The organism is Azospirillum rugosum, from assembly GCF_017876155.1.
GTDB classification, from domain to species: domain Bacteria; phylum Pseudomonadota; class Alphaproteobacteria; order Azospirillales; family Azospirillaceae; genus Azospirillum; species Azospirillum rugosum.
Window position 1 is genome coordinate 165,343 of sequence record NZ_JAGINP010000002.1, and the last position, 20,453, is coordinate 185,795.

Below are 20,453 nucleotides of genomic sequence, written 5' to 3' on the forward strand. Positions count from 1 at the left end.
AGGAGGACAGCATCGGGCCATGGCGGGTTGGGGACGAGGAGTACGTCTGCAACCCGCGCTGGTACCTCCCGTCCTGGTGCTGGACCATGCTGACGCTGTGGCGGCTCTACCGCGGCAGCGGCGGCATGGGGTCCGGGCACCTGCCCGAGTCCGGCGGCACCTTCGACCAGCCGTCGAAGATGATGCAGGCCTTCTTCGTGATGGACGCCATGGCGGCGGAACTCATGGAGGAGCGCAAGCCGGGCAAGATCACCAAGCGCGACGTCGCCGACATCAAGGCCCACATCGACCGCACGCTGGAAGTGCACCCGGACGGCGAAGCCACCGGGCAGTTGCTGGAGGCGGTCATGAAGGCGCGGCGGCGGGGGGATTGACCCATGGCACCACGCAGCGTTTCCTTCGACCGGGTCGTGCGGACGATCATCCAGGGCGCGGAGCAGACCGTGCAGCGCGCTCTGGTCGACCGGGTCAAGCGGGAGTTGGGCCGCGTCGAAGCCGAGGCGCGGCCTGATTCCCACGAGCGGTGGATTGACCGGCACCGCGGCGCGCCGATCGAGGCGATATCGCCCTATGGCGTGGCCTACTTCGAGTTCTCGTACATCCCGACCATCATCGGCTTCGCCGCCTCGCTGCTGCGGGAGTCGTCGCCTGTGGATTTCGTCAACCCCGATGACAAGGTGTACCGGGACAGCCACGCCGTTTTCGTGCACGGGGATCAGGCCGGCATCCTGCGGGAGGGCGCCGACCTGTCGTTCCTCACGAAGTTCGACCAGTCGGAAGAGTTCATCGTCACCGACCTGCAACCCTATGCGCGGCGCATCGAAATCCCGCGCCGGAACGGGCAACCCTTCTCGAAACAGGCGCCGAAGGGCGTCTACCAGATTTGCACCTCCGCCGTGGCGCGCCGGTTCGCCCGCACGGTGTCCGCCCGCTTCGTGTGGGTGAAGTTCTCCGGGCAGGAAGGCACCGAGGCCTATCCCGCCATGTCCATCCAGGCGCGCTGAGCGTCGCTGTTCCGCCACCGCAACAGGGTCGCCCGCTGGGCGGCCCTGTCCTTTTTTGGGGCCGCCCATGACCGAACAAATCGCCAGCCTGACCATCGACAACTCCGGCGCGGTGGACAAGATCGCCGAGGTCGAGGCCGGGCTTCGTTCCATCGAGCCGGCGGCCGACGTGGCGAACAAGGCCCTCGCCAAGCATGGTCAGCAGGGCGCCGCCGCGGTGGAGAACGTCGGCGGGGCGGTGGAGAACAACACCAAGCGGCTCGCCGCCTACGGCCGGGACTTCCAGAGCATCGCCCGCGCGCTGGGGATCTACACCGACGCCGCGGAACGCGTGCAACGCGTCACCGAACAGGCCAAGCGCGCCGTCGACGCCGGCCGGATCAGCCAGGAACAGGCGAACAAGGTCATCGAGGAGGCGCGCCTCCGCTACGACGAGACGGCCCGCACCGCCGCTGCGGCGGCCAAGGAGGTGGAGCGCGCGGCGCAGGACCAGGCGCGCGCCACCGAGGCCAGCCAAGCCTTGGTGCCGGAGCCCGTCAGGTCGGCGGTCACTCCTTCCACATCGGTCGTGAACCGCCCGGCCGGCTTCACCGCCAGCCGGACCAGCCCTGCTCCCTTGGCCGTGGCGAAGTCGATGCCCGCCATGTTCTGCGCGGCCAAGGCCGCGTAGCTGGCGAGGTCGGGGCCGGGGGCGTTGAAGGCGTCCGCCCGGTCCCGGCCAACCAGCATGGCGCGATAGCCCAGCGGGTCGATCATGTAGATGTTCAGCGCCGAGTTGATCAGCACCGGCTCGATCTGCCGGGCCCGGCCGTAGCAGCCGGGCTTATACCGGCCGGTCAGCTCGGCGGTGCCCTTCGCCAGGGCGTCGTTCCGCGCCTCCTTGGCCTTGTCCGGGTCCTTCGTCTCGCGCAGGACCCGGTTGTATTCGATCGTCGCCTGGGCCGCGACCTGGGCCGCCGGGCTGAGCGAGGCGGTCGCCCGCGCCAGCACCTGCGCATCCTGCGCCGCCTCCACCATTTGGGTGTGGCGGTCACGCAGGGTGGCGTCGGACTTGGCGACGGCACCCTCATAGAGCTTGTCTTCGGTGCGCTGCGGCAGGCTCTCGCCGGGCTTCTGGCCGCGCCGCCTCAACTCCGCCTGACGCGCCTGCTCATAGTCGCGGGCAACGCCGGCATGGGCGTCCATGACGCGCGTCTGGCGCTCCACCTCCATCGTGAACGCCTGGACCGGGTCCATGGCGTCCAGCAGCTGCATCTTGTACAGCCCGATCAGGCGCGTCGCCTCGCGCTGCGGCATGGCGCCGGCCGCCACGGTGTCGGCGAGCAGCTTCTGCTTGTTGCCGAACGCCTCGGTCGCGGTGATCGCCGGGTCAAGGGAGCGGGCGAAGTCGCCGGCCAGATTGGACAGCCGCACGTATTCCGCGCGCACGCTCTCCGCCCACGCCTTGATGGCGTCGGCGCTCTCCTCCGCCTTCAGGGCGGCCAGCTCATGCGCGTCCGCCTGCCGGCCGGAGTCGGTCAGGTAGTTGCCCCACCCGGCCTGCGACCACTCCAGGCGCTGTATCCGGGTCGCCCGCGACGGTTCGGCGGCGTTCTCCGCCACCTTGTCCACGACGTTCGAGGCGAAATTCTTGATGTTGTTCCAGCCGCGCTCAATGGCGGACAGCTTGTCGGCCGCGCCCTTCGCGCGGTCCTCGATGGCCTTCAGGAGCAGCGCCTGCGCGCGCTCCATGTTGCCCTGGTCGACATAGTTCCGGATCACCCGCCGCTGGGCGTCATCGAACATGCCGTAGCGCTGCGTCAGCTCGTCCACGCCCTTCGACGGGTCGATGAACAGCTTCGTCAGGTCGGCGGCGGCCTTGTCGGTGTCCTGCGCCGTGGCGAGCGCCCAATCGTGCGTCGCGGCGGTGAGGCCGGCGAGCACGCCGGCGCCGATCTTGCCGGTGCCCGCGTAGGAGGTGGCGATGTCGCGCGCCGACGCGCGGGACAGGTCGGAGGTGGCGGCGATCTGCTTCGCCATGGTGGCGAAGCCTTCGGTCGTCAGGCCGGCGGCGTTGCCGGACAGCGCCGAGACGCGCTCGAACTCCCGCATGTCGGCGTTCAGCCGCTGCACGCCATAGGCGACGATGCTGAGCCCAGCCGCCAGCGCCAGCACCGGTGCCGCCATGGCGACGAAGCGGCCGGCGGCCAGCAACGCCTCCTTGCCAGCGAAGGCCAGCCCTTCCGCGATCTGCGGCCCCTGCTGAACCAGGATCGTCAGCGCGCCCGTTCCAGCCTGCGCCTGGACGGCGATGTCCGAGAGCTGAGGCACCAGCACCTGGAGGGCGCGGGAATGCGCGCGGGCGCCGTTGGCAGCACCGAAATAGGCGGTCTCCTGATCCCGCAGGGCCTGCGACAGCTTGGTGTGCTGCGCTTCGTCGATGCCGCCGTTCTCAGCACCGCGCTTCAGGGCCTCGTCCAGGGTTGCTTGGGCCTCTGCGAAGCGGCGCTTCGCCGCCGCTCCCCGGTCCAGAGAGTCGATGACCCGCTGGAGGGCGTCGGCGTCCTTCTGTGCGTCCTCGAAGACCGACGCTGACGCAGCGGCCGAGCCGCGGGCCACGTTCGCCGGCTGGACGCCGAGCAGCCTGTTGAACTCCTCCTGCGCCGTGGCGGCCCGCTGCGTGGCCCGCTCGCGCTCGATCAGCGCGCGGGTGGCCTCCTCCTCCTGCTTCTGGACGCGCCGAAGGGCCTCCGCGCGCTCGTTCTCAGCCCGGACCAGCGGGTCGTGAGCCGCCGTCACCTCCTTCAGGATGGCCGCGCGCTCCTCCTCCGCGACGTTGGCCTGTTCGAGGATGCGGGTGACGCGGTTGGTCTCTTCGACCAGCCGGACCTGCTCGGCATAGACCGGGTTGTACCGACGCCGCACCTGCTCCAGGGATTCCGCCAGGGCGGCCTGGGCCTGGGCCTGCTCCTCCGCGGCGCGGGCGGCCTCCTGGAACACCGCGGCCGATGCGGCGGCGCTGGTGCCCGGCCGGTCGGACGCCCCGGCCCATTCGCTCCACTTCCGCTGGGCGTCGGCGGCGAGTTGGGTTGCCCGCGCGCCCTCGATCATCTCATGCCGGCGGCGCTCCGCCTCTTCGGTCGCCCGCCGGTCGGCGGCGGCGGCCTGCTGGGCGGCTTGCTCGCGCTCCCGTTCGGCGCGCACGACCGGGTCCAGCGCGGCGGCGACGGCGGCGAGGATGCGGGTGCGCTCCTCGTCGGTAGCGTTGGCCGCATCCAGGGCCGCGGTGACCCGCTTCACCTCGTCGCCGAACTTCGCCGTGGCCGCATAGGTCGGGTCGTACTGGCGGCGGACCTGCTCCAGGCTGGCGGCGATGTCCGGGTACGCCGACATCGCACAGCACGCCGTCACCAGCATGACGACGGTCACCGCGGCCGATCTGGCGGCTGCCTCCTTCTCCGCGATGCGGGCGGCGCAACCCGCGGTGCTGGCCTACTGGTACGACGGCGCTTCCACCGTCACGGTGCGGCAGTTCCTGGACGAGATCAGCGACACGGTCGGCGCCTATTGGGGGTGGAACGAGGCGCGGCAGCTGGAGGTGGCGCGCTACGTCGGCGCCGCCGCGACGCCGGATATCACCTTCACCGACCGTGACCTCGTCCGCATCCGGCCCCTGCCGGTCGCCCGCCGGCTGAAGACCTTCCGTGTCGGCTACCGCCGGTTCTGGACGGTGTTCGGCGAGCAGGACATGGCGGACGACGTGCTCGGCGCCGACCGCGAGGCATTCAAGGCGCAGTACCGGTGGACCGACCCGCAGACGGACGCCACCGCGGCCGCGGCCGCCCTCCTGGCGTCCGAGGAGGAACTGCAATCCCTGTTCGACGACGTCACCGACGCGACCGCCGAGCGGGCGCGCCGTCTGGCCCTCTTCGCCCCGAAGTCCCGCGCCTTCGAGATTTCCGTGGAGCTGCGGCCCGGGCTCGTGGCGGGCCAGACGGCGCGGGTCATCAGCAGCCGGTTCGGCCTTACCGCCGGCATGAACTTCGTCGTCATGGAATGCGAGGCAGACGCCCGCACCGACACCCACACCCTTGTCTTGCTGGGGACCGTGAATGGCTAACCTGATCATCCTTTGGAACATCGCCAGTGACAGCGGCACGCTTTCCAGCGGCTCCTGGCTCAGCGGCAACGGCCTCAAACTCGACAACCTGAAGACCCAGGACATCACGGAGGTTGCGCGCACGACCGACACCGCGCCGGCCAGCACGCGCCTGCGCATCGACATGGGCCACCTCCAGCCGCTGTCGGCTTTCGCCTGGATCAATCACAACGCCCCCGACCTCGCGACCTACGATCTGATCTACAGCAACGCCGCCGACGGATCGGCGCCGGTCTATTCGGCCACCGGCCTGCGGTTCTGGGAGCCGACGGTGGTCTGGGGGTCACGCCCATTCGGCGCCTTCCCACTCACGTTGGTCGATAAGGCGTCCTACCCTGGGACACCGATCGCGTTCCATCTGGCGCCGGGCCAATATTACGGCCGCTACGTCTTCGCCAACGCCAAAATCCCAGACGGCCCATCCTCCTATTTCCAGGCCGGGCGGGTGATGGCGGGGCTCGCCTTCCAGCCGCAGCGCGGCATGGCCTTGGGGGCGGCGATCCGGCCGGTGGACCCGAGCGATAAGCGCCGGACTCAGGGTGGCGCGCGGCTCGTCCGCAAGCTGCCGAAGTACACAACGTGGAAGATCACACTGCCCTTCCAGACGGAGGCCGAAGCGCTCGGCGTGTATTTCGACCTGATGCACAAGCTCGGCATCAGCGGCGAAATGCTGATCGTCTGGGACCATGAGAAACCAGCGCCCATTCGAGCGCGGCTCACGCTTTACTGCGCGCTATCGGATACTTCCGAAATCACTGTCCAGCCTGCATTCGATCACGCGGGCGCGACCTATTGGACCGTCACCTTGGACGTCGAGGAGCTGATATGACCAACCTCGTGACATTCGGCCCTCCGGGGGGCGAAAAGGTCTTCGACCTGGACCTCTGGACCGCTGAGAACGCCGGGTATATCGACCCGGACAACGGCATGATCGCTTGCCTGAAGGCGGTCGCCCTCCAGTCCAACAACAGCGCCATGATGACGGCCGTCAACACCGCGCTGGAGGCTATGCGGCGCGCGGAGACCGCCGCCTCGTCGGCGACGGCCGGCACCAGCGCCGCGCTTTCACTTTCGGGCATCTCCAAGCAGGTGGTCGCCTCGACCACGCTGGTGGACTGCTTCATTTGGGACGTGTGGCGCGAGGTGGATGAGCGCGGCGTGTGCTGGGCCGACAAGGTCGATTGGGCCAGCTACTGCAACGAATCCCTCGACACAGCCACGCGGGGGCCGAAGCGCCGCCCGCCGCGGCAGTTTCTGGTCGTCGCGCACACGACCAAGCTGGAGCTGTACGACGCGTGGGATTACGACGCCGCCGGCGCTCCACGTCCCTTCATGGTCTTTCCGAACACGGCTCACTTCAACGTCGATCCGACCGCCGGGCCGATCCGGGCCGTGCGCTGCCTCAACGGCACGATCTACGTCTGCTCCTCAGGCAGCGGTGGCATCGGCCTGTACGAGATCCGCTTGTCGGCGGACGAGACGATCCGTTGCACCGCCTCCGGCACCTATCGCCGCCCTGGGCTGATCGGTCAGCGTGTGAGTGCCTCCGGTACGGAGACGCTGCTGTCTTCGTCGCGCGCATTATCCAGCGGCTTTGCGACCAGCGTTGATGTCGCCGTGCTCCCTGGCGCCCCCCTCGACCGCGTCGGGCTTCCGGTGCCGACCATTGTGGTCGGGACCACCTGGAGTTCCGGGGCCACGATCATCCACCCGAACGGCGTCGCGGCGACCGTCTACGGCTGTCCCCTCGCTGCCGTCGCATTCGCTGGCGAACACCTTGCGTTGCTTGATCCGGGGGCAGGGTGGCGCGTTGGGCCGATCCCTTACGCGACGGTGTCTTACGCGGCGTGGCAGTCCACCGCGTATGTGTCGACGACGGCGCCCGCAACCATCCCCAGCGGCGGGATCATTGCCGGCTGCGCGGCCCGCGACCTGATCGTTGAGGGCCGAACCTCGGGTGCGGCGATCATCGCGCCAGAGTGGGGAAATCCATCCGCCGGCATGTCGGCGCACATCCGCGCCGACTACGCCACGCCGTGGATGGTCGGCGACGTCCGCCTGTGCTTGGTTGGAGACAGCCTGGCCGACCGCAGTTACGTCGGGGCGGCGGTGTCCGGCACCGCGACCTACGCGGCGGTCAACGCAGGCGACCTCCGGGCGACGACCGCGACCAGCACCATCACCGCACCCGTCACATCGGGCGGCGTGGCCTATGGGTGGCTCTACACGGCGGGCGGCTGGAGGTTCTGCAAGACCATGGCGGATTGGGGCGGCGTGGTCATGGAGAGCGGCGGGACGCTCACCATCGCCGCCGGCACGGTGTTTACCCGGCTGGTCTACACCACCACGACGCCGACCTCTGCCCAACTCGCCAGGATTGAGGCCGACGACCGTCCCCTGTTCGCCTACGCGGCCGGGATGCTGCTCTCCGGCGCATCGAGCAACGTGCAGGGCGCCTCCCGGTGCTCCTCGACCGGGCGCCTGCGGGTCAGCACCGACGCCGGCACGACCATCTTCGGTGGGCTCGTCCGCACCGCATTCCATTCGACCGCCACCACCGCCACGACCAGCAACCTTCACAAAGCCGCCGCTCTGTCTGGCGGGACATTCCTGGTCTGCACGACAGCCCAAGCGGCCATCGTGCAGGACGCGGTGAGCGGTAAGGAGCTGCTCCTGTCCGGCCGACCCGCCAAGCTGCCCGGCGGCGGCTTCTGTGCGCGCGGCGTCACCGCCGACGCAACGCCCGTCGATCTGGCCCCGCGGGTGCTCGTAGGCGAGCGCGAAACCGCGCTGGTTGAGGCGCGCATCGTCGGCAGGGTCTACGGCGCGGCCGACAGTGAGCGGATCAGCTACATCCGCCGAGCCACCGTGTACCGGGACGCGGGCGGCAGCGTCGCGCTGCAAGGTTCGGTTCAAACCATCGGCACCGATGTCGAAGCCACCAGTTCGGCCGACGCGACATTCCAGCTCGACACGGCGGCGCAGACCGTCTCGGTTCGCGTGACTGGCGTGTCCGGCAAGCGGATCGTGTGGACCGCCGCCATCACCGTCACCCGCATCTCTGAGGAAAACGCCCATGCTGCGTAGCACCGATGTCGAGGACACCTACAAGAACGGCGGCTATCTCAGGCGCTGGGTCATCGTGGACGGCCAGCCGCGCTGTGCGAATGACGCTGTGGCGCTGAACAGTCTGGAGCCGTCGCAGATCGACGCCATTGTGACGGTGAACGCCGCGGTGCGTGAGCGCATGGCCGCCGTCGAGGCGTATGAGGAGGCGCAGCGTCTCGTAACGCTGGCCGATGGCCTCAACCATGTTCCCGCGGAGATGGTGGCGACCTATGAGCAGGCGCGAGCCAGCATCGCGGGGGCGTCTCCGCTGACCAAGGCCTATGCCGTGGTGCGGCAGGGTCGGCCGGCGGAACCTGCGGTCGAAGGCGATCATTCCCCCGCGTGGGTAGCCTACCAGCAGGCGCTCGCCGTCATCGAGGCGGCGGACTGACCCGCTGCGACAACACTCCAACCGATCCCATCCACGGCGCCCGCGAGGCGCCTTTTTCATGTCCGGAGACACGCATGCGCTTACCTCGCTTCGCTATTCCGCTCGCCCTGGGCGGCTCCCTCATTTCCGCCCCTCCGCTGATCGCCTGGGCGGATGATTCCTGGCTCACGGTCGCCGACAAGAGCGTCGACGTGCTGGGGGCCTCGTCCGACCCGGTGAAGATGGTCGCCATTGTCGCCGTCGTCTTCGGTCTTCTGATCGGCTGGACGATCTGGCTGCGGCAGGGGCGGGCGGAGAAACCGGCGGACGATGAAGCCGGCGCGCACACCGTCGATGAGCTGTTCGCCCTGGTAAACAGCCTGAGCGAGCGCATCGAAGGGCTGACCGAGCGGATGGACCGTCACTTGGAGCAGCACGCCGTCGGGCCAGCGTCGGCTTGTCCGCCTCGGTCGGGGTGTGCGCCATGAGCGCAGGGCAGCCGCCACCTGATCGGCCCGACGCCCAACAGATCGCGGACAAGGCCCTGGCTGACTCCGGCGGCGACGAGGCCGCCGCCCGCCTCCTGCTGGCACACCAGTTGGCCGAGGCCGCCCGCGCCATGAGCAGCGGCTTCTCGCGGCTGGGCCAGCCGGAGCGACGCGGCTGATTCGGCGGGCTTGTGACGCGAAATGCAACGCATAAATCCGACACGGGAGCACCCCATGACGACCACGCCCACCGGCGCGGCGCTGCCGCTCGCCATGACGAGAGAGCAGATCACCGCCAGTCTACGAACGGTTGTCGGAAGCGCTGGCGACTTCCGGCCGGGCGATATCGTCAAGGTCGATAGGCCTGGGCACCTCCTCCACGGTGATATCCGCGAGGTGGCGGGCTGGCATCACTCCGGGCTCTTGGTGTTCGTCAGGCCGAAGGGGATGAAGGAACATCCCGTAAGCCTGTACTTCACGCCACGGTCGCTTCGGCGTGTCGTCGCGAGGTTGTAGGCGCGCACCCGCGACCAAGTGATCGTGCCGGCCGCGGACGGCCTGGGCAAATCTGCTGAAGTCAACAAGCCACCCGGCCCCGCCGCGAGTGGCATTTTTCATGCATAGGGATGATACATGAGCGACCTTACCATCACCTGCGCCGTCCTCGGCATCGCATTCCTGATCGCCATCGCCGTGATCGTCGTCATGATCCGGCAATCCGGCGAGTCGGAGCGCATCTACCAGGAGGAGTTGGAGGAGCACCGGGCCGAACTCGCCGCCGAACACGCGGCCGGACGGGAGGATACCCGTTGACCGCTGCGGACCTATTCGGGGGCGTCGGCCTCGCGCTCGTCGCCGCGTGGCCCTGGCTGACCGGCCGCCGCGCGCTGCTGGCCGGGCAGGGGGCGAGCGCGCTGGCGTTCGCCCTGCACTACGCCAGCTTGGGTGCCGCCACTGGCGCGGCCATGTCGGGGCTTTCTGTGGCGCAGGTGGCCGTCGCGTGGGCTGACACCCGCCCGCGCTGGCGGGGCGCACTGTACGCCGCGACAGCGCCCGCCCTGGCCGTTCTGGTTGGCTGGACTTGGGCCGGGCCTGAGTCGGCCTGCGCTGCCGCTGGCCTTGCCTTCGCGATGGCCGCGCGCTGGGCACGCACAGCCCATGGGCTCCGCCTCCTTTCCATGGGCTCCGCCTGGGCCTGGCTCGCGCACGACATCATCGCTGGAAGCGTGTTCGGGTTCGTGGCCGACGTCGCGTGCATGGTCGGCTTGGCTGTCGGCGTTCTCCGCGCGAGGGAGCGATTACCTCGGGCGGAGTAGCCGTAAAAGAATTATGGTCGTATGCAATTCTGTTCGCGGGAGCCTGGATGATCAGCCGAAACATCACGGTCAATGGACGCCGAACAAGCGTGCGCCTGGAGCCTGAAGTCTGGAAGGCTTTCGAGGACGTCGCTCGGATCGAACGGACCACCGTAAACGCGCTCGCCTCCAAGATAGACCTTGTGCGCGGCGACGAGAGCCTGACGGCCGCAATCCGGGCATATCTGTTCTCAAGGCTGCACGACGCATTCCGGGCGTTGCAAGCCTTGAGCGGCGCGTTCCGGGCCGTGGATGAGGCTTTCCAGCTGACGCCAGCCCAGGTCCCCGCACCGCCTACGGTGGCCGATGAGTCAGAGATGCCGTATGCGTCGCCGGCTGTCCGGCGCCAGATGACGCGGGCCAGCGATAAGAAGGAAACCTCCGCGGCAATTATCCATGCGCTGAACGCTCCAATGACGCTGCTGAACCTTTACGGGGCGTTGCCAGATATCCCGCGGAGCCGGGTGAGGGGTGTCCTCACTCAGATGGTCCGTGCTGGAACCGTCATCGAGATCCGTAACGGCCGCAAGCGATACCGGTACGTCCGATCTGAGGTGGCGTTGGCGGGGAACGACGAGTGCCTCCTGGAACCAGTGATGGTTGGGTAATGGCGTGACTTTAGCCCGCTGAAGGACGCGCGACAGGGACACGGAATACCTTTTCGGGCATGACTACAGCCGTAACCAACTTACGGAGCAGTAGTCATGCTGACGAACACCTTTGCAGTTGAAAGCATCTTCAACCAAGCCGACGACGTTCGGCAGATCAACGCGGCGCGAGACGCGCTCATGCGCAAGTTGGCGGCGCGCGGGGTCTCGCTCGCTGTTTGCGACGACTGGTCGGAGCTTCAGCGGCTCAACGAGACCAACCGGAACTCGTGGTTCGAGCTGCTTCCGCGGCCTTCGTCGTCACCGGCCTTCTGGATCGCGGCGACGGACGCGACCGGCGAGGTGGTGGCGACGCAGGGGGTTGTGCTCCTGGACTGCTCGAAGGTCAGTTTCGGCGAGCGGTTGGGCGACCTCACCGCGTTTCACGACGCTGGCCGTGCGCCCGTCGGCGAATGGTGCTTCTGCGCCAGCGAGGCGGCCTTCGACACCACGGGGCGAGTGGCCTTCGTGGTGGCCGGGTGGGTTCGGCCGGATTGGCGGGGGAAGGGGCTGTTTCACCCCATGGCGGCCCTGATGCGCCTTGCCGCCTGGGCGCGGTGGGACGTGCACTGGTGGGCCGGGCTCGTGGATCCCGAGACGGTTCCGGTCTGGAACGCAAAGGGCGCTGGCCGCCGCCGGCTGGAGCCCCGGCCGACGATCATGTACCAGCAGAACGGCGTCGGGCGCCTGCCGCTGCACCTTCTGCGCTTCTCCCGCCCGGCTATGGTGTCGGAAGCGGCGCAGATGACCGGCGGCTTCACGCGAGCGGCTTAGAACTCGTGCAAGCAGGAAAGGAGGGCGCGCCGGCCGTCCTGCGGTGCCCAGCCGTAGAGCATGTGGGTGTAGACCTTCGGAGATGCTGAAAGGCCGGTGATGGTGACCCGGTTGAACACCGGGTCACCGCCCTCGATGGCCTCGCGGTACTGCTGGCCGACGCCTTCGGCCAGGACTTGGTGAGGGTCGTCCAGATCGGGCTTGCCGATCTGCTGACGCGCCCAGGCGCGGCCGAGGAACCGCACGGTCGGGCCGCCGATGTAGCGGAAGACCAGCGGCTGCTCCATGCCTTCAGAGGCCAGGAACGTGCACCTGTCGAGAAGCCCCTGTTCTTTCAGGAAGTTGAAGACCGACGGCGTGAGGGTCCGTTGCCGGCGGCACTCCTCAACGATGGCCAGCTGCCAGTCCGCCGCTTCGTCGACGCGCAGGCGGGTGATGAGCAGTTCTTCCTTGGGCTCCGGGCGTTGGATTGCCGGGCCGCGTGACTGGAACAGGAGCACGGACATTTACGCGGCCTCCTTGCGGAAGGCTTTGGTCATGGCGACGTAGGCCGCGCGAGCCTCATCCGGAGCTATGCCGGCCGCCGCAGCGCCGGCCTCGATCATGGAGACGGTCGGGGCGCTGGGGGCGCATAAGTCCGCCTCGGCCTCGCCGGCGAACGCGGCGATCGTGTCGCCGAAGGCCGCCGCCTCGATGGCGGAAGACTCGGCATTACGGGCGCGTTGGATGACCGCCCGCACCCGTTCGATGGCCTGGGCATGCAGCGGCGAGCTTCCGGCGGGCATGCCGCTGCGCTCGCACAGCAGGCGGTCGATGACCGCAACGGCATCGTCCAGCGTCTGCGGCTCGGCCGCCAGGATGACACGCTGCAGATCCTGCCAACTGGCGTAGAGAGCGGCGCGCACCTCGTCCGCCTCTTCGTCCTCGCGGTCGTCCAGGCCGTCGTGCTCCTTGATCAACTCGGCGACCCGGGTGGCCGCCTGGACGAACGTCAAGCCGATGGTGTCGATGACGGTGGAGGGGCGGCGGGCGCTGTCGGTGCCGCAGTCATTTCCCCCTGGGTGCGGATGTGTGCTATTCAGAGGTCCGGTCTTCATAGCGATTCCTTGCTCATGTTGGCCGTGTGGAGCCGGTCGCTCGGCTCTGCTGATGGGCGCCCGGCTGCTGTCACAGCCGGGCGTTCGTCGTTTCAACCGTCACAGCGCCGGCAACCACCGGAGCGGTGTTGCAAAGTGCATATACATGGCCCTTGCTACCTATATGGGTACCACGTTCGTTATTGACCGACAATCCCCTAAAGTGCACTCTCCTACCCATATCGTTATTGGATGGGGGGTGGGGTGATTAGGCTTTGTGGCGAACACGTTCGGGCTGGACGGGCGTTGCTGCGGTGGCCGCAGAAGAAGCTCGCCGACGAGGCGAGCAAGATCGCGCCGGTGTCCGTCGAGACCATCAAGTCGTGGGAGGCGACGAACGGGCCTATCAACGGCTCCGCCGATCGCATCTACGCCGTGACGCGCGTGTTCGAAGAGAATGGGGTGGAGCTGATCAACCACGGGAAGCCTGGGGCCTGCATAGCCAGTTCGAGCCAGACGTCGGACGATGCGAAGTAAAACTTCGCGCCCTATGTGGTTAATGTAAGTTTACGATCATGTTGGCACCCCGCTTGCTATGTTGTTGGCGTCCCGGCCGGGATAACGGACAGGACTCACGAGCCACGAGCGCTAGTTGCTCGTGAAGATTGGCGAGGGTGGCGCCTCGTGCCGTCCGGGGGGAGGTGAGATGCCCCCCGGATGCCCGTCCTAGTTTCGGGCTGATCGGCTGAACGTCATATCTACCCTTGAGCAATCGTTCTGGGGTAGCGTTTTTTTGTTTCGCGTTCGTAATCCGCGTGCAACGTGGCGCAACATTGCTATACCTCGGTATGCAAAAAGCGACGCGACCCTAGGATTTTTCGCGTTTTGCGAAGGCTTCAAGCTCGCGCACTAGCGGTGGTGCGACGCGGTGTCGCGCCCGAGCGTTGTCTCAGTTTGCATCCGCCCGGACGCGACTTTCATCGCAGATCGCCATCGCTCCACACCCTGACGGCGACCGTGCGGACGCCGGTTCCCGCGCTGGCGAAGGTGCCTTCCGGCAGGTCGCTCCATTCCGCCCCCAACGCCTCCAGGCGCTCGCGGAAGGTTCTCGCCTTCGCGGTGGTGTGGAACTTGACCCCAGCCGCCATGATCGCGACCAGGCAGCCGCCCGGCCGAAGGAAGCCCAGCGCGTGCCGGACGTGATCAATGTCTATCCCGTGGTAGAACGGCGGGTTCATGACGATGCGGTCGTAATCCGGGGTCACCTCCAGCGACAGGAAGTCGGCGGCGGTCACCCGCCGGTACAGTCCGGCCCCGGAGAGCTGGGCCGCAAGGGCGCTGTTCACCTCCACGCAGTCCACCACGGCGCCGCGCTCGGCGGCCCGGCGGGCGAGCGCGCCTGTGCCGGCCTGCGGCTCCAGCACCAGATGGCCGGGCTGAATCATGGCGTCGCCGATCAACTCGTCCGCCAGCCAATCCGGCGTCACGTACAGGTTCGGGACCGACACCACCCGGACGCCGGCCTTCAGCGCGTCGCGCAGCTCGTCGGCCTCGGTACGAGCGCGCGGCGTGTGGACCGTGCGGGGGAGTTCCACCGGACGGGCGGCGAACGCCTCCGCCGCAGCGCTGGGCTTCGTCGTCGGCGCTGGCGGGTCCTTGCGCGCCATGTCGGTGATGTAGACCTGCACCGCCTTCCACCCGCCGGCCGGCATCTGCCGGACCCTATGAGCGCCCGCCATGTCGGTCGCGGCAACCTTCTTCACGTACGAGAAGTCGGACCACTGGCGGCGCCCATTCCACTCCGCCTGGGTCATATCCTGGAAGCCCTCTCCGGGATAGTTGCAGAGCGGCGGGAGCTTAGTCGCCGCCTTCACCTTGTCCGAGTCGGCCTTGGTTGGCGGTTCGTAATCCTTGATCTGCTCGATGCCGTGCTTCCACTTACTGGTCCAGGTGACGCCCCGCGGCGGCGAGGTGGTGACACTGGAGGCGATGCCATCGGCCTTGTTCACCCGCAGGATCACCAGCCATTCCCCGGCGATCAGCACCCGGCCGCCGGGTTCCAGGTCCCAGCGGGACGCCATGGCGTTCTCGGTGGTCGCGTCCAGGCCCAGCGCTTCGGCGAGCATGGCGCGCTCGTAGGCCAGCCGGTTCTCGCAGTGAGTGATCCAGCGGCTGCTGTCGGCAATCCGCCGGGTGTGCGCGGCGATCTGCCGGGCTGCCGCTTCCTCTACCGTGATCGCGCCGTCGCGCAGCTTCGACCAGGCACCCCACACGACGTCGGCGTTGGCGATGGCGAGCGCCTGTTCCTGCGTCAACCCGTCCTGGCTCCAGAGCTGGAGGTGCTGTTCCGCTTCCATCTTCCGGCGCTGCTCACGCCGCATGTCCGCCTCGATGGTCTTGATCCGCCGGTGCCGGACGGCCGGCAGCTCCTTGTATTTGGCGGCCCGGATCGCCCCGGCGGCGCGCTGCGTCCAGTAATCGGCGGTGTCCCACAGCTTCACCGCTCGGCGCATGCCGCCCTCGATCCGCTCGGCGTCCTTCCGGGCCCGGCGCTCGCTGTGGTGCCCGACGAGGATCGGCTGGCCGAGCGGGATGTGTTCCATGATGGAGTCGACCGCGGCCTTGGCCTGTCGCGCCTCGCTGGCCCGGCGGTCGCTGTAGCCCTCGAACCGGTCGGCCCGCTGCTCCGCTCGTTCGGCAAGGGTGGTGTCTTCGTCGCCGATGTCGCCGCACAGCTCCAGCAACAGATCCTCGCGCGCTGGGGTCCAGGCCGGCGCGACGAACAGCTCCTGTCGTGGCGCCCAGGCGAACCCTGCGTCCCGCAGGCGCTGGTACGTCTCCTTGTCCAGCCGGAAGGCCGGGTGCATGCGGAGCTTGTTGTCCTCAGGGGAATAGGTGGCGCGGTGCGGGAAGGCCTGCTCGCCGTCCTCCGGCGGTAATTCGGTGTCGCTCATTTCAGTTGCCTATCTGGAAGAACTACCAATAAAGTGTAGCTTCCGCGCGAACCAAAGGCGACATCAAATATGCAGAACTTCCAAATTTCGGAACTCACGCCGTGGCTGTGCCTGTTGGGCCGCACGGCCGCCCGCATGACGCAGGACGAGTTGGCCGAGGCGGCGCGGGTGTCGACCAAAACCATCGCGCAGTACGAGGCCGGCAAGACCAACCCGCAGCGCCGCACGAAGGAGGACATCGTGGCGGCGCTGGAGGCGCGCGGCGTCTTGTTCATTCCTTCCGGTGACGGCTTGGGGCCGGGCGTGCGCCTGCGGGCTGCGGAGTCCGCGGAGGCGCCGTAGCGCCCGGAACCGAGCACCCCGATTTGATCGGGTTAGTTGGCGACGCGCGCTTGACAGGAACTACATCACGCCGCTCGGCCTGGACGCCGCATACGTGCTGCGCCCGCTGCTTGAGGGGTTCGGCCTTTAGGATGGAGGGGTGTAAGGTGGCTGAGATGCAGGAGTTCGACAGAACGACGCTTGAGGCGGTTCCCGCCAGCGACGCAAAATGGGGCAGAGACGCCGATGGTGTTTCCGCACGGACAGGACGCATCGCCAACGTCTGGGCGCATCGCCGCAATTCGGAGAGTCTCGCCCGGCTGGAGGCTGACGGGTTGGTGGTGGCGGAACTGGTCGGTGGTGTCCAGCACTGGCGCCGCACGCCTCGTGGCGATGCCGCATCACCAGTTAACCGGTAACTCGCTCAGGGTGGAGCTGCACCACGTTCGCCGGTGGCGGGTTGACGATGCTGTCGACCCGGGCCGCCCAGCGCTCCAGGGCGTCGCGCTTTTCCGCGAGGTATTCGTACTGGTCATAGTGGCGCTGCGTCACGCCGCGGGCGGCATGGTTGAGGATCCGCTGCTTGATAACCTCGGCGACGCCCAGCGCGGACAGGCCGGTGGTGACCGTGCGGCGGATGTCGTGAAGGCGCCAGCCGGGCAGGGGCTCGGCCTCGTCTTCGGCGCGGTCCTCCGCGATCTTCTCATCGAGTCGACGCTTCGCCTTGCTGAAGCCGTTCACCGGCCTGTCCCCGAGCGTGGTGAACACGAACGGGGATGGTTGCTCCGTGCCGTCGGGGCTCTTGACCACCTGGCGCTTGATGGAGTTCAGGACATCAACCACGGCCGGGCTGAGCGGAACGATGTGGGCACGGCCGGCCTTCGTCTGCTCCGGCGTGAGGCGCCACACCTTATCTATATGTGTGTCAACGGAGTCCCAGCGCATCGAGGCGACCTCGCCCCGGCGCTGGCCGGTCAGCAGCATGATCCGGACCATCGGCCCCCACGGGTAGCCGGCCTCGCCTGACGCCTTCCACAGGGCCTTGATGTGCTCGCCCTCCAGATGGACGGAGCGGGCGACGTGCGGGGCCGGCGCCTTCACCCGATCGCACGGGTTCCGCGCCCCCTCGTCGTCGGACCGCTCCAGCCGCCAGTTGAACAGCTTGCGCAGCACGTCCAGCACCCGGTTGGCCGCCTGCCCCTTGCCCTGTTCGACCAGCTCGTCCAGCAGATCGAGGACGTCGCGCTTCTTGATCGTGGCGACGGGCTGGTCGCGCCACTTCGGCAGGACGTACTTGTCGAGAAACCAGCGCGTCTGGTCCGGCCGCTTGTGGTGGCGGGCGGCGTGCTTGGACAGGAAATCCTCCGCCGCGGTGCCGAACGTCTCCACCGGCGCCGCAGCGACGGCCTGGGCGCTGGCCTTCTCATCCGCCGGGTCCTTCCCGGCCTCGACCAGCTCCAGCGCCTTGCCCGCCGCCTCGCGCGCAGGCCCCAACAGCAGCTCGGGGAAGTGACCGAGCGTGAGGCGCTTCTGCTTCCCGCCGAACCTATAGATGATGAACCACGTCTTCCGGCGCTCCCCGACCCGCAGGCCGAAGGCCGGCAGCGTCGCGTCGAACAGGTCGATCTGGACGCCCGGCGCCGGCGTCTTCGCGTTCTCGACCACCTTGGTTGTCAGCTTCACCTTGGGCATGGGCTGGCCTCCGGAGGCAGGGGCAGGGGCAGGGGGATTAGGTAACAGATTAGGTAACAGCGGCTTTGTCAGCCCATGTAATGCCATGTTACCTAATGTCATGCAAGCCCGCCGAAAATCCAGACTGATCAACGGCTTCGTGTCATGCCGGGTATCCCCATGTCATGCCGTGACCTTTCGTTTACACCGAGAGGGTCGGGGGTTCGAAACCCTCATCGCCCACCACCGCGCCGCGGCACAGCCGGCGCGCTTCTTTTCCCATCATAAGACTCGGGCAGAGGCAACATCCCGCCGCCGCTACTGGAGCGTCGCGCGTCGGCGATCGACGCGGGCCATGCGCAGGGCGTGAAAGGCCGCAGAGTGCCCGCAGGACGCGGTTCCCCGGCTTTCAATCGTCAAGGGCGGTGCGTCGGACATCGACCGGATTCGCCCCGTCCGCAGATTTTTCAAATTGGTGATTGACAGCGTACCGCCTGCGCCGCTAGAAACCCGCCACCGACGGAGGGAGCGAGCGCTCCTCACAGAGGTCCGAAAACGCCAGCGACGGCGTGATGTGCTTCGGGCCAAGTTGCCGTCGATTTGCGCGGGTGTAGCTCAGTTGGTTAGAGCGCCGGCCTGTCACGCCGGAGGCCGCGGGTTCAAGTCCCGTCACTCGCGCCATTCTCCTTACAAAACATCCTCCCTTCAGCTTTTACGACGCGTGGTCGCTGCCTATATACGACGTGTCGGGGCTGCTTGCGGCACCTTTAAAAAGCGTGGTATTACCAAGGACATCCGCTCGTTTCCGCAGAGTGGATTCATTGGCGGAAAGCGATTCAAAGCGCTTTCCTTGCCCACGGTCTCGTCATATATTCCGGCCCGTCTGATGGGCTAATCCAAGGCATTCCAGCCACGGCACCGCGCGTCGGCCGATTTCGGGCCGTACCGGCGTTCGTGGCGTGGGCTTATGGGAGGACCGCGGTGACCAATCCGCTGATCATTGAGTACCTTCCGATCCTGGTGTTCCTGCTGATCGGTGTCGTGCTGGCCGTCGTCATGGTCGGTGCGTCCTACGTCATCAGCCCGAAAAACCCGGACGCCGAAAAGGTCTCCCCCTACGAATGCGGCTTCGAGCCGTTCGAGGATGCCCGCGCGAAATTCGACGTGCGGTTTTACCTGGTCTCCATCCTGTTCATCATTTTCGACCTGGAAGTCGCCTTCCTGTTCCCGTGGGCCGTGGCCCTCGGCGATATCGGCATGTTCGGCTTCTGGTCGATGATCGTGTTCCTCGGGATCCTGACCATCGGCTTCATTTATGAGTGGAAGAAAGGAGCTCTGGAATGGGAGTAGAGGCTGCCAAGCTGGCGCCGATTCCGCCCGGACCGGAACAGGACGCCTACCTCCGCGCGGTGACCGAGGAGATCCAGGAGAAAGGCTTCATCACGGCCAAGTATGAAGACCTGCTCGCCTGGGCCCGCACCGGGTCGCTCTGGCCGATGACCTTCGGCCTGGCCTGCTGCGCGGTGGAGATGATCCACGCCTACATGAGCCGGTACGACCTCGACCGTTTCGGCGTCATCCCGCGCCCGAGCCCGCGTCAGTCCGACTGCATGATCGTCGCCGGCACGCTGACCAACAAGATGGCCCCGGCGCTCCGCAAGGTCTACGACCAGATGCCGGAGCCGCGGTGGGTCATCTCCATGGGCTCCTGCGCCAACGGCGGCGGCTACTATCACTATTCGTACTCGGTGGTGCGCGGCTGCGACCGGATCGTTCCGGTCGATATCTACGTGCCCGGCTGCCCGCCGACGGCGGAAGCGCTCGTGTACGGCATTCTGCAGCTCCAGAAGAAGATCCGGCGCGGCAACCGCATCGCCCGCTGAGATAAGAAAAAGGCAGGTCCTGCCCATGTCCGAACAGGCGTTGAAGGAAGTTGGTGACCACATCGCCGCAACTCTCGGCGACGATGTCCTGAAGGTCGAGCTGAAGCTCGGCGAGCTGATGGTCACCGTGCGTCGCCCCGCGATCCTCAAGGCGCTCACCTTCCTGCGCGACGATCCGGCCTGCTCCTTTGAGCAGCTGCTGGACGTCACCGCGGTGGATTGGCCGGAGCGCGCGGAACGCTTCGAGGTGGTCTACAACCTCATCAGCTACAAGCACAACCGGCGCATCCGCGTGAAGCTGACCACCGACGAGGACACGCCGGTGGCCTCGGCCGTGCCGGTCTTCAGCGCGGCGAATTGGTTCGAGCGGGAAACCTGGGATCTCTACGGGGTCTTCTTCGCCGACCATCCGGACCTGCGCCGCATCCTGACGGACTATGGGTTCGAAGGGCACCCGCTGCGCAAGGACTTCCCGATGACCGGCTACGTCGAGTGCCGCTACGACGAAGACCAGAAGCGAGTCGTCTACGAGCCGGTCCGCCTGACCCAGGACTTCCGCACCTTCGACTTCCTGTCGCCGTGGGAAGGCATGACCAACGTCATGCTTCCGGGTGACGAGAAGGCCCAGGCCCCCAATGACGGGAGCAAGCCGTGACCATCGCCA

General features: G+C 67.4%; 24 protein-coding genes and 1 tRNA gene. 20 read left to right on the top strand and 5 right to left on the bottom strand.

Translation table 11 applies throughout. The annotated features are described in order from the left end of the window. Window positions 1–86 precede the first annotated feature (86 nt). Both J2851_RS03895 and J2851_RS03900 read left to right on the top strand, forming a co-directional pair. Window positions 87–374, top strand: coding sequence for a hypothetical protein (locus J2851_RS03895; protein WP_209764280.1), 288 nt, complete (start codon window positions 87–89; stop codon window positions 372–374). Window positions 375–377: 3 nt separating this feature from the next. Then, entirely contained in the window at window positions 378–1,004 is a 627-nt protein-coding gene (locus tag J2851_RS03900) for a hypothetical protein (RefSeq protein ID WP_209764282.1), read from the top strand. A gap of 426 nt (window positions 1,005–1,430) precedes the next feature. Here J2851_RS03900 and J2851_RS03905 read toward each other — a convergent pair whose 3' ends face one another. Further along, window positions 1,431–4,376 carry a phage tail length tape measure family protein gene (locus J2851_RS03905; RefSeq protein ID WP_209764284.1) on the bottom strand — a complete coding sequence of 982 codons (2,946 nt, stop codon included), beginning with the start codon at window positions 4,374–4,376 and terminating at the stop codon, window positions 1,431–1,433. On the opposite strand from J2851_RS03905, the gene J2851_RS03910 reads away from it, so the two are divergent. The 11 genes from J2851_RS03910 (at window position 4,357) to J2851_RS03955 (ending at window position 11,884) form a co-directional block, all read left to right on the top strand. Further along, complete coding sequence (locus tag J2851_RS03910; RefSeq protein ID WP_209764285.1) at window positions 4,357–5,103, top strand: hypothetical protein; 747 nt, start codon at window positions 4,357–4,359, stop codon at window positions 5,101–5,103. The two genes, J2851_RS03905 and J2851_RS03910, sit on opposite strands and share 20 nt — an antisense overlap. Beyond that, window positions 5,096–5,971, top strand: coding sequence for a hypothetical protein (locus J2851_RS03915; protein ID WP_209764288.1), 876 nt, complete (start codon window positions 5,096–5,098; stop codon window positions 5,969–5,971). Before J2851_RS03910 ends, J2851_RS03915 begins: the two co-directional genes overlap by 8 nt. Next, window positions 5,968–8,229: a hypothetical protein gene (locus J2851_RS03920; RefSeq protein ID WP_209764290.1), complete on the top strand. Its 2,262-nt coding sequence runs from the start codon at window positions 5,968–5,970 to the stop codon at window positions 8,227–8,229. Before J2851_RS03915 ends, J2851_RS03920 begins: the two co-directional genes overlap by 4 nt. Then, a complete protein-coding gene (locus tag J2851_RS03925; protein WP_209764292.1) occupies window positions 8,219–8,641 on the top strand; it encodes a hypothetical protein in 423 nt (140 codons plus the stop codon). The genes J2851_RS03920 and J2851_RS03925 overlap by 11 nt, the downstream gene beginning before the upstream one ends. Before the next feature lie 74 nt (window positions 8,642–8,715). Next, complete coding sequence (locus tag J2851_RS03930; RefSeq protein ID WP_209764294.1) at window positions 8,716–9,108, top strand: hypothetical protein; 393 nt, start codon at window positions 8,716–8,718, stop codon at window positions 9,106–9,108. Next, a complete protein-coding gene (locus tag J2851_RS03935; RefSeq protein ID WP_209764295.1) occupies window positions 9,105–9,287 on the top strand; it encodes a hypothetical protein in 183 nt (60 codons plus the stop codon). Before J2851_RS03930 ends, J2851_RS03935 begins: the two co-directional genes overlap by 4 nt. A gap of 55 nt (window positions 9,288–9,342) precedes the next feature. Beyond that, window positions 9,343–9,624, top strand: a complete 282-nt coding sequence (locus J2851_RS03940) for a hypothetical protein (RefSeq protein ID WP_209764297.1) — start codon at window positions 9,343–9,345, stop codon at window positions 9,622–9,624. Window positions 9,625–9,741: 117 nt separating this feature from the next. After that, on the top strand, window positions 9,742–9,921 hold the full coding sequence (locus J2851_RS35535; protein ID WP_246500396.1) for a hypothetical protein: 180 nt from the start codon (window positions 9,742–9,744) through the stop codon (window positions 9,919–9,921). Further along, on the top strand, window positions 9,918–10,424 hold the full coding sequence (locus J2851_RS03945) for a YgjV family protein (protein ID WP_246500397.1): 507 nt from the start codon (window positions 9,918–9,920) through the stop codon (window positions 10,422–10,424). Before J2851_RS35535 ends, J2851_RS03945 begins: the two co-directional genes overlap by 4 nt. Before the next feature lie 47 nt (window positions 10,425–10,471). Then, complete coding sequence (locus tag J2851_RS03950; RefSeq protein WP_209764301.1) at window positions 10,472–11,071, top strand: ribbon-helix-helix domain-containing protein; 600 nt, start codon at window positions 10,472–10,474, stop codon at window positions 11,069–11,071. Window positions 11,072–11,167: 96 nt separating this feature from the next. Further along, window positions 11,168–11,884: a hypothetical protein gene (locus J2851_RS03955; RefSeq protein WP_209764303.1), complete on the top strand. Its 717-nt coding sequence runs from the start codon at window positions 11,168–11,170 to the stop codon at window positions 11,882–11,884. Here the strand turns inward: J2851_RS03955 and J2851_RS03960 are convergent. Both J2851_RS03960 and J2851_RS03965 read right to left on the bottom strand, forming a co-directional pair. Next, window positions 11,881–12,390: a hypothetical protein gene (locus J2851_RS03960; protein ID WP_209764305.1), complete on the bottom strand. Its 510-nt coding sequence runs from the start codon at window positions 12,388–12,390 to the stop codon at window positions 11,881–11,883. The two genes, J2851_RS03955 and J2851_RS03960, sit on opposite strands and share 4 nt — an antisense overlap. Beyond that, on the bottom strand, window positions 12,391–12,981 hold the full coding sequence (locus J2851_RS03965) for a hypothetical protein (protein WP_209764307.1): 591 nt from the start codon (window positions 12,979–12,981) through the stop codon (window positions 12,391–12,393). It abuts the gene before it with no gap. A 285-nt stretch (window positions 12,982–13,266) separates the two neighbouring features. Between J2851_RS03965 and J2851_RS03970 the strand changes: the two genes are divergently transcribed. Beyond that, complete coding sequence (locus J2851_RS03970; protein WP_246500398.1) at window positions 13,267–13,497, top strand: hypothetical protein; 231 nt, start codon at window positions 13,267–13,269, stop codon at window positions 13,495–13,497. A gap of 440 nt (window positions 13,498–13,937) precedes the next feature. Here J2851_RS03970 and J2851_RS03975 read toward each other — a convergent pair whose 3' ends face one another. Then, window positions 13,938–15,914 carry a DUF3560 domain-containing protein gene (locus J2851_RS03975; RefSeq protein ID WP_209764311.1) on the bottom strand — a complete coding sequence of 659 codons (1,977 nt, stop codon included), beginning with the start codon at window positions 15,912–15,914 and terminating at the stop codon, window positions 13,938–13,940. 69 nt (window positions 15,915–15,983) lie between these two features. Between J2851_RS03975 and J2851_RS03980 the strand changes: the two genes are divergently transcribed. Together J2851_RS03980 and J2851_RS03985 are read left to right on the top strand one after the other, a co-directional pair. Further along, window positions 15,984–16,256, top strand: a complete 273-nt coding sequence (locus J2851_RS03980; RefSeq protein ID WP_246500399.1) for a helix-turn-helix transcriptional regulator — start codon at window positions 15,984–15,986, stop codon at window positions 16,254–16,256. 155 nt (window positions 16,257–16,411) lie between these two features. Continuing rightward, entirely contained in the window at window positions 16,412–16,654 is a 243-nt protein-coding gene (locus J2851_RS03985; protein WP_209764316.1) for a hypothetical protein, read from the top strand. On the opposite strand, the gene J2851_RS03990 is transcribed toward J2851_RS03985, so the two are convergent. After that, the gene (locus J2851_RS03990; RefSeq protein WP_209764318.1) at window positions 16,644–17,927 is read right to left on the bottom strand and encodes a tyrosine-type recombinase/integrase; all 1,284 of its coding nucleotides are present in this window, start codon (window positions 17,925–17,927) and stop codon (window positions 16,644–16,646) included. The genes J2851_RS03985 and J2851_RS03990 overlap by 11 nt on opposite strands. Window positions 17,928–18,510: 583 nt before the next feature. Here J2851_RS03990 and J2851_RS03995 point away from each other — a divergent pair. The 4 genes from J2851_RS03995 to J2851_RS04010 all read left to right on the top strand — a co-directional run bounded on the left by J2851_RS03995 (window position 18,511) and on the right by J2851_RS04010 (window position 20,444). Next, window positions 18,511–18,587: transfer RNA gene (locus tag J2851_RS03995), tRNA-Asp, on the top strand. A gap of 300 nt (window positions 18,588–18,887) precedes the next feature. Further along, a complete protein-coding gene (locus J2851_RS04000; RefSeq protein ID WP_209764319.1) occupies window positions 18,888–19,256 on the top strand; it encodes an NADH-quinone oxidoreductase subunit A in 369 nt (122 codons plus the stop codon). Next, window positions 19,247–19,789 (top strand): NuoB/complex I 20 kDa subunit family protein, encoded by a 543-nt coding sequence (locus tag J2851_RS04005; protein WP_209764320.1) that lies wholly within the window; start codon window positions 19,247–19,249, stop codon window positions 19,787–19,789. Before J2851_RS04000 ends, J2851_RS04005 begins: the two co-directional genes overlap by 10 nt. 25 nt (window positions 19,790–19,814) lie before the next feature. Beyond that, complete coding sequence (locus tag J2851_RS04010) at window positions 19,815–20,444, top strand: NADH-quinone oxidoreductase subunit C (RefSeq protein WP_209764321.1); 630 nt, start codon at window positions 19,815–19,817, stop codon at window positions 20,442–20,444. Window positions 20,445–20,453 lie beyond the last annotated feature (9 nt).

Coding starts and splice junctions, on each gene's coding strand:
- J2851_RS03935 (WP_209764295.1), top strand. CDS start 9,105: ATGAGCGCAGGGCAGCCGCCACCTGATCGGCCCGACGCCCAACAGATC.
- J2851_RS03930 (WP_209764294.1), top strand. CDS start 8,716: ATGCGCTTACCTCGCTTCGCTATTCCGCTCGCCCTGGGCGGCTCCCTC.
- J2851_RS03955 (WP_209764303.1), top strand. CDS start 11,168: ATGCTGACGAACACCTTTGCAGTTGAAAGCATCTTCAACCAAGCCGAC.
- J2851_RS03905 (WP_209764284.1), bottom strand. CDS start 4,376: ATGTCGGCGTACCCGGACATCGCCGCCAGCCTGGAGCAGGTCCGCCGC.
- J2851_RS03910 (WP_209764285.1), top strand. CDS start 4,357: ATGTCCGGGTACGCCGACATCGCACAGCACGCCGTCACCAGCATGACG.
- J2851_RS35535 (WP_246500396.1), top strand. CDS start 9,742: ATGAGCGACCTTACCATCACCTGCGCCGTCCTCGGCATCGCATTCCTG.
- J2851_RS04010 (WP_209764321.1), top strand. CDS start 19,815: ATGTCCGAACAGGCGTTGAAGGAAGTTGGTGACCACATCGCCGCAACT.
- J2851_RS03925 (WP_209764292.1), top strand. CDS start 8,219: ATGCTGCGTAGCACCGATGTCGAGGACACCTACAAGAACGGCGGCTAT.
- J2851_RS03900 (WP_209764282.1), top strand. CDS start 378: ATGGCACCACGCAGCGTTTCCTTCGACCGGGTCGTGCGGACGATCATC.
- J2851_RS03980 (WP_246500399.1), top strand. CDS start 15,984: ATGCAGAACTTCCAAATTTCGGAACTCACGCCGTGGCTGTGCCTGTTG.
- J2851_RS03895 (WP_209764280.1), top strand. CDS start 87: ATGCTGACGCTGTGGCGGCTCTACCGCGGCAGCGGCGGCATGGGGTCC.
- J2851_RS03975 (WP_209764311.1), bottom strand. CDS start 15,914: ATGAGCGACACCGAATTACCGCCGGAGGACGGCGAGCAGGCCTTCCCG.
- J2851_RS03940 (WP_209764297.1), top strand. CDS start 9,343: ATGACGACCACGCCCACCGGCGCGGCGCTGCCGCTCGCCATGACGAGA.
- J2851_RS03920 (WP_209764290.1), top strand. CDS start 5,968: ATGACCAACCTCGTGACATTCGGCCCTCCGGGGGGCGAAAAGGTCTTC.
- J2851_RS04005 (WP_209764320.1), top strand. CDS start 19,247: ATGGGAGTAGAGGCTGCCAAGCTGGCGCCGATTCCGCCCGGACCGGAA.
- J2851_RS03960 (WP_209764305.1), bottom strand. CDS start 12,390: ATGTCCGTGCTCCTGTTCCAGTCACGCGGCCCGGCAATCCAACGCCCG.
- J2851_RS03990 (WP_209764318.1), bottom strand. CDS start 17,927: ATGCCCAAGGTGAAGCTGACAACCAAGGTGGTCGAGAACGCGAAGACG.
- J2851_RS03965 (WP_209764307.1), bottom strand. CDS start 12,981: ATGAAGACCGGACCTCTGAATAGCACACATCCGCACCCAGGGGGAAAT.
- J2851_RS03985 (WP_209764316.1), top strand. CDS start 16,412: ATGCAGGAGTTCGACAGAACGACGCTTGAGGCGGTTCCCGCCAGCGAC.
- J2851_RS03915 (WP_209764288.1), top strand. CDS start 5,096: ATGGCTAACCTGATCATCCTTTGGAACATCGCCAGTGACAGCGGCACG.
- J2851_RS03950 (WP_209764301.1), top strand. CDS start 10,472: ATGATCAGCCGAAACATCACGGTCAATGGACGCCGAACAAGCGTGCGC.